This window comes from Streptomyces sp. NPDC007917, from assembly GCF_042959105.1.
GTDB lineage: Bacteria > Actinomycetota > Actinomycetes > Streptomycetales > Streptomycetaceae > Streptomyces.
In genome coordinates, this window is sequence record NZ_JBIBKK010000037.1 from 1 (window position 1) to 11890 (window position 11890).

Sequence of the window (11890 nt, forward strand, 5' to 3'; positions counted from 1 at the left end):
GTCGGCCCCCTTTTGGGCCCCCCGCCCCCCCCCCGCCCCCCCCCAAAATTCCCCCCCCAACCGCTGGGGGGGGTCCGGTCACCAAAACGCAACCCCCCCCCGACCACACCACCCGCTAGCCCTTGAGCGACGCGATGTCGATCACGAACCGGTACCGCACATCGCTGCTCACGACCCGGTCGTAAGCCTCATTGATCTGGTCGGCCGGGATCACCTCGATCTCCGCGCCGAAGCCGTGCCCCGCGCAGAAGTCCAGCATCTCCTGCGTCTGCCGGATGCCGCCGATCTTCGAGCCCGCCATCGACTTGCGGCCCATGATCAGCGAGAACTGGTTGAACGAGCTCGGGAACTCCGGGCCGCCCACGTGCACCATCGTGCCCTCGCGCTTGAGCAGCGAGAGGTACGCGTCCAGCGGGATGTTCGCCGAGACGGTGTTGATGATGAGGTCGAAGGTGCCCGCCAGCTCGGCGAACGTCGACTCGTCGCTGGTCGCGTAGAAGTGGTCGGCGCCCAGCCGCAGGCCGTCGTCCTTCTTGCGGAGGGACTGGGACAGGACGGTGACCTCCGCGCCCATGGCGTGGGCGATCTTGACGCCCATGTGGCCGAGGCCGCCGAGGCCGACGATGGCGACCTTCTTGCCGGGGCCCGCGTTCCAGTGGTCCAGGGGGGAGTAGAGGGTGATGCCGGCGCACAGCAGCGGGGCGGCGACGTCGAGGGAGAGGCCGTCGGGGATGCGCACCGCGTAGTTCTCGTCGACGACGATGTGCGTGCTGTAGCCGCCGTAGGTGGGGGAGCCGTCGTACTGCTTGCCGTTGTACGTCGGCACCTCGCCCTTGAGGCAGTACTGCTCGTCGCCCGCCAGGCAGTTCTCGCACTCGCGGCAGGAGTCGACGAAGCAGCCGACGCCGACCCGGTCGCCGACGGCGTACTTGGTGACGCCGGAGCCGACCTCGGTGACGATGCCCGCGATCTCATGGCCGGGGACCATCGGGAACTGGGCGCTGCCCCACTCCTCGCGGGCCTGGTGGATGTCGGAGTGGCAGATGCCGGCGTACGCGATCTCGATCAGGATGTCGTGCTCGCCGACCGGGCGGCGCTCGATGGTGATGCGCTCCAGCGGGGCCTTGGGGGCAGGGGCGGCGTAGGCGGTGACGCTGGTGGTCATATCAGTGATCTCCGTGAACGGGGTTTCGGGATATGGAGGAGGAAGGGGAAGAGGGGGAAGAAGAGGACGAGGCGCGGTCGGGGGGCGCGGTCGCGGTCCAGTTCGCGAGTAGCTGCAGCGCCGCCTCGGAGGGTGATCCGGGCTCGACCGTGTAAACGCACATCGCCTGATCGTCATCGCCGGGGAAGGTCACGTTCTCGTAGGCGAGCGTCATGTCCCCGACCACCGGATGGTGGTAGAGCTTGACGCCGTGCGTCTTCTCCCGCACGTTGTGGTCGGCCCACCAGGTACGGAACTCCGGGCTCTTGATCGTCAGCTCGCCGACCAGCTCGGTGAGGCCGGGGTCGTCGGCGTAGCGGCTCGTCTGGAGCCGCAGACTGGCCACCGTCTCCGACGCGTACTTGTCCCACTCGCGGTACAGCTCGCGGGCCGCCGGGTCGAGGAACATGAAGCGGGTCATGTTCCGCTCGCGGTACGGCAGCGCGTCGAAGTCCATGATCAGCGCGCGGGCCAGCCGGTTGGAGGCCAGCACATCGCCTCCGCGCCCGAGCACGAACGCGGGCGAGACCCCCTCCAGCATCTGCAGCATGCGGTACACCCCGGGCCGCACCCGCTGGGGGCGGAGCGGCCGGCGGCGCTGGGCGCGGCGGGGCTTCGGCTTGGCCAGCTCGAAGAGGTACGCACGCTCGGTGTCGTTCAGCTGCAGGGCGCGCGCGACGGCGTCCAGCACCGCCTCCGAGACATTCAGATGGCGGCCCTGTTCCAGCCGGGTGTAGTAGTCGGTGCTGACCCCGGCCAGGTGCGCCAGCTCCTCGCGGCGCAGCCCCGGCACCCGGCGGGGGCCGGGGGTGGTCGCGTTCACGCCCGCGTCCTCAGGGCGCAGCCTCGCCCTGCGGGTCCGCAGGAACTCGCTGAGCTCGGTGTTGCGGTCCATGGCTTCCAGTATTGGCGGCCGAAAAGGCTCGCGGCCGCGTCAACGTAGGTCTGCTGGACCTAGGCGGGCCAGGCCCAGCCGGGGCTGACGGATGTACCCGCTCGTACGGCGGCGTCGCGCCCGCACGGGAGAGTGGTGCCACCCGGGGACGGGTACGGGGCTCGGGCCGGTCTGATAGACCTTGACAACGCGCTCCGTGTTGCACTGCGGCTCTTGTACGGCAGACTGCTTGTCGCCCCCCACCGCGACGCACCGCACAGGCGCGGCGCAGCAGCACAGCACGGCCGAGCAGATACGGGACATCGGAGATCATGAGCGCCCCTACCTCAGGATCCGCGGACGGCACCTCGATTCCTGGCTTTTATCCCGATCCATCCATCCCTGGCTACATCCGTTACTGGAACGGTGCCGCCTGGGTGCCCGGCACCAGTCGGCCCGCGCCGATCGACGGCGAGGCCATGCCCGCGCCGCCGCCCGGGGTGACCCACACGCAGGTCACCGCCCCGGTGCCGGACGAGACCGGGCCCATGTATCTCGACGAGGCCCCTGCCGCGGGCCCTGCCGGTTCTGCCGCGGACAGCGGCGGACGGGCGCTGCCGGAGCTGCGTCCGCGCGGTGAGATGGACGTACGGAGCGGGCCGGGGCCGGATTCGGTGCCGTCGGCCCGGGACGCGGGCGGCGCGGCTCCGGTCGGCATGGACTGGAACGATCCGCAGCGACTGCACGGCACCCGGCCGGAGCCCGCGTCGGCCTGGCAGGCGGACGCGGGCCGGCAGTCCGGTTTCGGCGGGCAGCAGGACCGCCGCGTCTCCTGGGGCTCGAACCCGGGGGAGGCGGGGCCCGGCGGCGGGCCCGGAGGCGCGGCTTCCGGTGGGCCCGTCAGGCCGGGGGTGCCGGACCCGCGCCGGGCCGTCAGCGGACCGGGCAGTTCCGGCGGTCCGGGCGGCTCAGGTGGTCCCGGCGGCTCCGGCGGACACGGCGGTCCCGGCGGGCCCGGGGGCGCTGACGCGCCCGCGTCCGCGCAGGCCCTGCCGCCCGCGCGGCGTGCCCCGGAGCTGCCCCCGGCGCAGCCGGGCCCCGGGGCGGGTGCGCCGGGCGCGGGCGGTGATACGGACGCGCCAGGCGGCGGGCGTACGACAGGCGGGGACGGCACGATCTCCATCCGCGCGGTCCGGCCTGGTCAGGGCGGACCAGGGGCGGGCGGCGGCCAGGCGGCGGGTCCGGCGGTCGGCGGCGCGCCCACGCGGGACGACGGCACGATGACGATCCGCGCCCTCGGGCGCGGCGGACCCAGGCACAGCGGCGGTACGGCGGCGCCGGGCCAACAGGGACCGCAGGGACAGCAGGGGCATCCGGGACAGCAGGGCCAGCAGGGCCAGGCCGGCTGGTCCGGGCAGGCCGGACAGGCCGGACAGCAGCCCGGCGGGACTGCTCCCGGGCAGGGCGCGGGTGCGCTGCCCCCGCAGGGCGGTGTCGTGCTTCCCGGCGGCGGTCCGGCCGCGTCCGGGCGCCCCGGGCCCGCACAGGGCCCGGTCGGGTTGCCCGACGGTGGTCCTGCCGCGCCCGGAGCCCAGCCGCAACCCCGGCCCCAATCCCAGCCCCAGCCTCAACCCCAGCCCCAGCCTCGGCCCCAGCCTCAACCGCAAGCCCAGCCCGGCTGGCAGCAGCAGGTGCGGCAGCTCGTCCAGCAGCCCGCGCCCGGCGCCGCCCCGGGCGTCGGCGCCCCTGGGGGCGCCCCGGGTGGCGCGCCTGAAGGCGTCATTCCGTGGAAGCCCCCCGTCGACAACCCCTTCCAGCAGGCCGCCCAGGCCCAGGGCCGGCCCGCCTCCCTCGGCCGCCGCCTCCTGGCCCGGATCGTCGACTCCGCCGTTCTCCTCGGGGCCGTCGGCGCGGCCGCGTATCCCCTGTGGACCAAGGCGAGCGACCACTTCGACGAGAAGGTGGAGCGCGCCAAGCTGACCGGCGAGACCGTCACCGTCTACTGGCTCGACGGTACGACGGGCGTCTACCTCGGCGTGGTGCTCGGCCTGCTGCTCGTCGTCGGGCTGGTCTACGAGGCGTTCCCGACCGCGAAGTGGGGCGCCACGCTGGGCAAGAAGCTGTGCGGGGTGCGGGTCCTGGACATCGAGGGGCACGACACCCCGTCGTTCGGCGCCGCGCTGCGCCGCTGGTTGGTGTACTCGGTGCTCGGGCTGCTGGTGATCGGCGTCCTCAATGTGCTGTGGTGCCTGTTCGACCGGCCCTGGCGGCAGTGCTGGCACGACAAGGCGGCGCGCACCTTCGTCGCGGGGCGCGGCTGAGCCGCACTCCGGTGCCGGTGCCGGGCGGTGAGGCGTAGGGGCCGTACGGGGCGCTGACTCGTACGGTCCATCCCGGTCGCCCGAACGGAGCGCGCCGGATGCGGTGGCTCCGGCTCCGGGGTCGACTCGGGCCATGAGCACCGACCAGCCGACCCCGGGGCCTGACGAACCCCGGCCCGAGGAACCCCGGCGCGAAGGGCCCCGGCCCGAGGAGCCCCGGCCGAGCGGACCCGGGCCGAGCGGACCCGGGCCGAGCGAGCCGCGGTCCGGGGATCAGCCGGAGGGCGACGCGTTCTCCAAGCAGCAGCCGCCTCCCTCATACGGTTCGCCGTACGGCGGCGAGCACGGCGGTGAGTACGGCACCCCGGACCCGCTCGCGGGCATGCCCCCGCTCGCGAACCGCGGCCGCCGCCTCGTCGCCCGGATCATCGACGCGCTGATCGTGGGCATCCCGGTGGGTCTGGTGATGGCGGTGCTCATCGGCGACTACGACCCGGTGAACAACAACGACGAGGCGACCGCCATGACGGTCGTCTACGCCCTGGTGTACTTCCTCTACGAAGGGCTGATGCTGACCAAGTACGGCCAGACGGTGGGCAAGAAGGTGATGAAGATCCGCGTCGCCCTGCTGGCGAACGGGGAGATCCCCGCCGGTCAGCCGGGCTGGCTGCGCGCCGGTACATACGCCCTGCCCGAGATCGTGCCGTGCTGCGGCTTCGTCTTCTGGCTGATCAATGTGTTGTGGTGCACCTGGGACAAGCCGTACCACCAGTGTCTGCACGACAAGGTGGCCAAGACGGTCGTGGTCGCTGTGCCTTCATGATCGGCGCCGCGAAACCGGCGCCCCCGCACCGCTGCCCCGAAAGCGGTGCCCCCGACCTACCTGCCGCCCGCCCGCTGCTGGTGTAATCGGGGCATGAGCCCGGACCAGCTGTCGTATCCGCAGTACCACCCCCCTGTGGGGATGCCGCCTCCCGCCACCCCCGGTCAGCGCTTCGTCGCCCGGCTCGTCGACACCCTGATTCTCGGCGTCATCTGGACCGTGGCGCTCGCCGCGACCGGCGCGCTCAAGTACGCCTATGACAACCCCGGCAAGCAGGACATGGGCAAGGTGACCCTCGCGCTGGTGATCACCATGGCGGTCTACTTCGTCTACGAGGGCGTGATGCTGGCCCGCAGCGGCCAGACGCTCGGCAAGAAGGCCCTGCGCATTCGTGTGGCGATGCTGTCCGACGGCGATGTGCCGGGCCGTCAGGGCTGGGTGCGGGCCGTGGTGTACGTGCTGCCCGGGATGCTGATCCCGCTGCTGGTGGGCACCGTGTTCTGGCTGGTCAACGTTCTGTGGTGCACCTGGGACCAGCCGCTGCGCCAGTGTCTGCACGACAAGGCGGCCAAGACCGTCGTGGTGGCGGCTTAGCGATACCCGCGGCTCAGAGGCACCAGCGGACTCAGCGGTACCAGCGGGTACCGGGCGGTGTCAGCCGTGGAGCGAGTGCTCGCTGACCCTCGGCTCCACCGTCTCCGCGTGGGCGTGAGCGTGGGCCGGGGTGGGGGCGGGGGTCCGATGCGCGGGGACCGGCACCGCTCGCCGACCGGTCCGCGCCGCCGCCGCACGGCCGGCGCGCGGGGTGCCGGGCATCGGCACCGAGACGGCGACGAGGAGCCCGAGCGCCAGCCCGGCCACGGTGATCACCGCGACCCCCAGGCCCGATTGCGTCTGGGTCAGCAGCAGCATGGCGAAGGTCGAGAAGACGACGGTGGCCGAACCGTAGGCGAACTGGGCAGGAGTCGGACGCGGCATGGCTGGATCCGTCCTCAACATCGACTATGCAGGGGGCATGAGTCACATGGGTGTGCACCGGCAAAATGACTCTACGGTGCTGAATGCCCGAGCGGAAACGCAAGTAAGCGTGACCTGACCCACGGGGCCGTTGCATAGGGGGCGCAGGGGCGCACATGGTCCCGCGCCGTCCCAACTGATGAGATCCGCACGCCCGTTGGTGTCCGGAATCCGGTATAGGTGGGCCGTGAAACGTACTTGTCCCCTCTGTCCAAGTCAAGGTCTGTCTTTTCTCCTGCCACTCCGGTCAAATGTCCCGCACTGGTGTCACTGGGGAGGACTGGAGAAGAGTGAGCAGTCAACGGAGGGCCGTAAGAGCGGCCGCCATCGCCACCGTGGTCGCCGCGCTCGGTACGGCGGGGCTGTCGACGGGCATAGCCCAGGCGGACAACGGATCGTCTACGCGCGTGGAGCGACACGATCCGGCGCCCGCGAAGACCGACGTCGAGCACGACCTGGCCGGGCCTTTCAGCAAGCAGCAGGAGGCACAGCGGCAAGAAGCGCTGCAGCAGGTCATATCCGGGGACGCGAAGGCGGACCGGCGCGGCGCGTCGCAGGTGGTGAAGCTCGGCAAGGGCAAGTACGTGGAGCTGGCCCGGGAGAAGACCGACAAGATCTTCACCATCCTGGTCGAGTTCGGCGACAAGGTCGACGACACCACCATGTACGACCCGGACGGCGCCGACGGCCCCGAGCCGCCGGTGAAGAAGTACGGCGGCACCCCGGGCCCGGCGCACAACACGATCGCCGAACCGGACCGCGCCAACGACAACAGCACGGCCTGGCAGAAGGACTACAACCGCCAGCACTTCCAGGACCTGTACTTCTCCGACGAAAAGGGGAAGGAGTCGCTGAAGAAGTACTACGAGAAGCAGTCCTCGGGCCGCTACTCGGTGGACGGTGAGGTCTCCGACTGGGTCAAGGTCGACTGGAACGAGGCCCGCTACGGCTCCAACTACTGCGGCGACACCAACTGCGCCAACGCCTGGGACCTGATCCGCGACGGCGTCAACCAGTGGGCCAAGGACCAGAAGGCGGCCGGCCGCACCGACGCCGAGATCAAGGCGGACCTGGCCAAGTACGACCAGTGGGACCGCTACGACTACGACGGCGACGGCAACTTCAACGAGCCCGACGGCTACATCGACCACTTCCAGATCGTCCACGCCGGTGAGGACGAGTCGGCGGGCGGCGGCGCGCAGGGCACGGACGCGATCTGGGCCCACCGCTGGTACGCGTACGGCACCGACGCGGGCAACACCGGCCCCGGGAACAACAAGGCCGGCGGCGCGCAGATCGGCGACACCGGCATCTGGGTCGGCGACTACACCATGCAGCCGGAGAACGGCGGGCTCGGCGTCTTCGCCCATGAGTACGGCCATGACCTGGGCCTGCCGGACGAGTACGACACCACCGGCAAGGGCGAGTCGTCCGTGGCCTTCTGGTCGCTGATGTCCTCCGGCTCCTGGCTGGGCACCGGCAAGGACGCGATCGGCGACCTGCCCGGCGACATGAGCGCCTGGGACAAGCTGCAGCTCGGCTGGCTGGACTACGACACGGCGAAGGCCGCCACGAAGTCCCGGCACACCCTCGGGCCGGCCGAGTACAACACCAAGAACCCGCAGGCGCTGGTGGTCCAACTGCCCGACAAGGCCAAGACCACCGAGATCACACAGCCCGCCGAAGGCTCCAAGCAGTGGTGGAGCGGCATGGGCGACGACCTCAAGAACACCCTGACCCGGTCCGTGGACCTGACCGGCAAGTCCAAGGCGAGCCTGGACCTCCAGGGTTGGTGGGACATCGAGGAGAACTACGACTACCTCTACACCGAGGTGTCCACGGACGGCGGCGCCAACTGGACGCCGGTGGACGGCACGGCGGACGGCAAGTCCATCCCGCGCGACGCCGGGGACAAGCCCGCGCTGACCGGGACCTCCGGCGCGTACAAGAAGCTCTCCTTCCCGCTCGACGCCTACGCGGGCAAGAAGATCGATCTGCGCTTCCGCTACCAGACGGACGGCGGCGTCGCCCAGAAGGGATTCGCGGCGGACGCGATCACGCTGACGGCGGACGGCGCGCCCGTGGTGACCGACGGCGCCGAGGGCGACGACAACGGCTGGACCGCGAACGGCTTCTCGCGCATCGGGGCGTCCTTCACCAAGAACTACCCGCAGTACTACATCGCGGAGAACCGCCAGTACGTGTCGTACGACAAGACCCTCAAGACCGGCCCGTACAACTTCGGCTGGCTGAACAGCCGGCCCGACTGGGTCGAGCACTTCCCGTACCAGAACGGTCTGCTGATCTGGCTGTGGGACACCTCGCAGCCGGACAACAACGTCGGCGTCCACCCCGGCTCCGGCCAGATCCTGCCGATCGACGCGCACGCCACCCCGCACACCTGGGCGGACGGCACGCTGATGCGCAACCGCGTCCAGACGTACGACTCGCCCTTCAGCTGGTACCCGACGGACGGCTTCACGCTCCACAAGAACGGCGCCGCGGCGAAGGTCCCGGCAAAGCGGGGCGCACCGGTCTTCGATGACCGTAAGGGGACGTACTGGTACGGATCGAATCCGACGGGTGGGGTGAAGGTTACTGACACCAACACCAAGATCAGCATCCTGAAGGAGCTTCCGGGCGCCTCCACGCTGACCGTCCAGGTCTCCCCGTCCGGTTCCTAGATCAACAGATCTGCCATCGTCGCAGGTCAGAGCGGCATCGGCCGTCGCCCCCTGGCGGGCGGCGGCCGTTCGCGTTTAGATGCCCCTACGACCTTTCTTGCTGACACGACGTCTCACGGGGGACATGGACACATGGCCGATGGAGGATTCACCAAGCTGCCGGGAGGCAGCGTGGTCGTGGCACTGACCCTGCCGCGACCGCTGGGCGAGGGCGGCGTACGGGTGCTCGTGCACGCCGCGAACCGCCAGCGCGCCCTGACCAGGCTGCGCAATCTGGGGCTGCGGGCGGTGTACCTGCGGGGGAACAGCGCGCCGCCGACACCGGACGAGGTGACGGCGGTGCTGCACCATCCGGACGGGCTGGTGTGGCGTACGGCGCCCTACGGGGTCGGGGAGCTGTGGCACCCCATCGCGGCCCTGCTGCGGCCGCCCGCCACGGCGTAGGCCCAAGGCGGGTTTGTAGTGAGTATGAGACAGCGACACGCCGTGACGTCGGCGTGTCGCTGTCTCATACTCACTACAAACGAGCGGGCAAGGGAGCCCCGGTCAAACGACCGGCTTGCCCGAGAGCTCCACGCCCGCCGCACGAAGCTCCTCCAGGGCCCGCTCCGTGGTCGCCTCGGCGACCCCGGCGGTCAGATCCAGCAGGACGTGCGTCGCGAACCCCTCGCGGCGCGCGTCCAGGGCCGTGGCCCGGACACAGTGGTCGGTGGCGATGCCGACCACGTCCACCTCGGTCACGCCGCGCTCGCGCAGCCAGCGCGCCAGCGGCAGGCCGTTCTCATTGGCCCCCTCGAAGCCGCTGTACGCGGCCTCGTACGCGCCCTTGTCGAAGACCGCGTCGATGGCGCCGGAGGCGACGGCGGGGGCGAAGTTCGGGTGGAAGCCGCTGCCCTCGGTGCCCGCCACGCAGTGCGGCGGCCAGGTGCGCTCATAATCCGGGTGGTCGGAGAAGTGGTCCCCGGGGTCGATGTGGTGGTCGCGGGTGGCGACGACATGGCGGTAACCGGGCGTCGCCTCCCCGATGAGATCGGTGATGGCGGCGGCGACATCCGCGCCGCCCTGGACCGCGAGGCTGCCGCCCTCGCAGAAGTCGTTCTGGACGTCGACGACGATCAGTGCCCGGTGCATGGCGTGCGCCTTCCGGCTGGGATCAGAGACGAGGACCGGGAAGCGACTCGGCCCGAAGCTGGTGTGGTGTGCTGAAGAGGTCTGCTGTGCTGGTGAGCTGCTGACTTTGGCGGATGTCACCGAGGGTAGACACTCGGCCAGGTTTGCGGGAGTGGGCCGGGGCCGGACGCCGGACCGGCGGAATCGCGCTCCGGCACGATACGGCGGCCGGGCGCGGGGCCAGGCGCACGCGCCGCACCGGCCGGTGCGCACGCCGTCTCGGCGCGCCGCGTTGCGCCCTGCTGTGCGCCCCATCCGTGCGCCGTTCCCATGCGTCGCGCGGCACCGCGCCGCGCGCCCGCGTACGGGTGCTCGGCGTGTGCGGTTGTTCCACGCGTGGCTGCCCCGCGCGCGGCCGTCCCACGCAAGACCGTCTCCCGCACGATCGTCTCCGCACGGCCGCCCCGGCCCCGGGGCCCCGGTCTTCGGGGACTCACCGCATCGCGTACTCCGTCGGGATGACCGGCTCGCCGCGCGACAGCTGCGTCGCCGACAACGGCAGCCCGGCCCGCGCCTCCACATGCCGCTCCCGCGCCGTGTCCAGCGGCTCGCGGCCCACGACCTCGCCGCCGCGCACCAGCTCGACCAGCAGCTGCCGGTCCTCGAGCCCCGGCGGGACCGCGCCGCCGCCGATCACCTCGGCCTCGGCCACGCCGTCCTCGTCCAGCCGCCGGGCGGCCCACTTGCGGCCGCCGACCGAGGTCTTGGCGCCCATGGACTTCTTCGCCACGGGGCGCAGCGGCGCATCCGGCGCGTCGGAGTCGGCCCGGGCGACCAGCTTGTAGACCATCGCGCAGGTCGGGTGGCCGCTGCCGGTGACCAGCTGGGTGCCGACCCCGTACGCGTCCACGGGCGCGGCCGCGAGCGAGGCGATGGCCCACTCGTCGAGGTCGCTGGTGACCACGATCTTGGTGTTCTTCGCGCCGAGCTCGTCGAGCTGGTGGCGCACCCGGTGGGCGAGCAGCAGCAGGTCCCCGGAGTCGATCCGTACCGCGCCCAGCTCGGTGCCCGCGACCTCGACGGCGGTGCGCACCGCGGTGGCGACGTCGAAGGTGTCGACGAGGAGGGTGGTGTCGCTGCCGAGGGAGTCGACCTGCGCGGTGAAGGCGTCCCGTTCGGTGTCGTGCAGCAGGGTGAAGGCGTGTGCGCTGGTGCCGACGGTGGGGATGCTGTAGCGGAACCCGGCGGCGAGGTCGGAGGTGGAGGAGAAGCCCCCGACGTAGGCGGCGCGGGCGGAGGCGACGGCGGACAGTTCGTGGGTGCGGCGGGCGCCCATCTCGATCAGCGGCCGGCCGGCGGCGGCCACGGACATCCGGGAGGCCGCGGCAGCGACGGCGGAGTCGTGGTTGAGGATGGAGAGGATCACCGTCTCCAGGAGGACGGCCTCGCCGAAACTGCCCTCGACGCGCATGATCGGCGAGCCGGGGAAGTAGACCTCGCCCTCCGGGTAGCCCCAGACGTCGCCGCGGAAGCGGTAGTCGGCGAGCCAGTTGAGCGTGGGCTCGTCCACGATCCGCTGGTCGGCGAGGAAGTCCAGGACGCCGCTGTCGAAGCGGAAGTTCTCCACGGCGTCCAGCACCCGGCCGGTGCCCGCGACGACGCCGTACCGCCGCCCCTCGGGGAGGCGGCGGGTGAAGACCTCGAAGACCGAGCGTCGGTCGGCGGTGCCGGCGCGCAGGGCGGCCTGCAGCATGGTCAGTTCGTACCGGTCGGTGAACAGCGCTGTCGAAGGCACGTCCACCGGCAGTCCGAGGTGAGCGGTGTTCATAGACGATGATGCTACCCCCGATACTCGTC

At 71.3% G+C, this 11890-nt stretch carries 10 protein-coding genes; 5 read left to right on the plus strand and 5 right to left on the minus strand.

Annotated features, from left to right (window positions below; translation table 11 throughout):
- Positions 1–115: 115 nt before the first annotated feature.
- The gene (locus ACFZDL_RS42400) at positions 116–1165 is read right to left on the minus strand and encodes an NAD(P)-dependent alcohol dehydrogenase (protein ID WP_353595759.1); all 1050 of its coding nucleotides are present in this window, start codon (positions 1163–1165) and stop codon (positions 116–118) included.
- Position 1166: 1 nt separating this feature from the next.
- The gene (locus tag ACFZDL_RS42405) at positions 1167–2099 is read right to left on the minus strand and encodes a helix-turn-helix transcriptional regulator (RefSeq protein ID WP_353595760.1); all 933 of its coding nucleotides are present in this window, start codon (positions 2097–2099) and stop codon (positions 1167–1169) included.
- A 311-nt stretch (positions 2100–2410) separates the two neighbouring features.
- On the opposite strand from ACFZDL_RS42405, the gene ACFZDL_RS42410 reads away from it, so the two are divergent.
- From ACFZDL_RS42410 to ACFZDL_RS42420, 3 genes are all read left to right on the plus strand, one after another.
- The gene (locus ACFZDL_RS42410; protein ID WP_353595761.1) at positions 2411–4399 is read left to right on the plus strand and encodes an RDD family protein; all 1989 of its coding nucleotides are present in this window, start codon (positions 2411–2413) and stop codon (positions 4397–4399) included.
- A gap of 133 nt (positions 4400–4532) precedes the next feature.
- On the plus strand, positions 4533–5222 hold the full coding sequence (locus ACFZDL_RS42415; protein ID WP_353595762.1) for an RDD family protein: 690 nt from the start codon (positions 4533–4535) through the stop codon (positions 5220–5222).
- Between the two features lie 93 nt (positions 5223–5315).
- Positions 5316–5816 carry an RDD family protein gene (locus ACFZDL_RS42420; protein WP_353595763.1) on the plus strand — a complete coding sequence of 167 codons (501 nt, stop codon included), beginning with the start codon at positions 5316–5318 and terminating at the stop codon, positions 5814–5816.
- Positions 5817–5876: 60 nt separating this feature from the next.
- Here ACFZDL_RS42420 and ACFZDL_RS42425 read toward each other — a convergent pair whose 3' ends face one another.
- Entirely contained in the window at positions 5877–6200 is a 324-nt protein-coding gene (locus ACFZDL_RS42425) for a hypothetical protein (protein WP_353595764.1), read from the minus strand.
- 329 nt (positions 6201–6529) lie between these two features.
- Between ACFZDL_RS42425 and ACFZDL_RS42430 the strand changes: the two genes are divergently transcribed.
- Entirely contained in the window at positions 6530–8923 is a 2394-nt protein-coding gene (locus ACFZDL_RS42430) for an immune inhibitor A domain-containing protein (RefSeq protein ID WP_353595765.1), read from the plus strand.
- 132 nt (positions 8924–9055) lie between these two features.
- Complete coding sequence (locus tag ACFZDL_RS42435) at positions 9056–9367, plus strand: hypothetical protein (RefSeq protein WP_089512381.1); 312 nt, start codon at positions 9056–9058, stop codon at positions 9365–9367.
- Between the two features lie 102 nt (positions 9368–9469).
- Here the strand turns inward: ACFZDL_RS42435 and ACFZDL_RS42440 are convergent, their stop codons facing one another.
- Together ACFZDL_RS42440 and ACFZDL_RS42445 are read right to left on the minus strand one after the other, a co-directional pair.
- Positions 9470–10054, minus strand: a complete 585-nt coding sequence (locus ACFZDL_RS42440; RefSeq protein WP_089512382.1) for a nicotinamidase — start codon at positions 10052–10054, stop codon at positions 9470–9472.
- Positions 10055–10526: 472 nt separating this feature from the next.
- Positions 10527–11861, minus strand: a complete 1335-nt coding sequence (locus tag ACFZDL_RS42445; protein ID WP_353595766.1) for a nicotinate phosphoribosyltransferase — start codon at positions 11859–11861, stop codon at positions 10527–10529.
- Between the last annotated feature and the right edge of the window lie 29 nt (positions 11862–11890).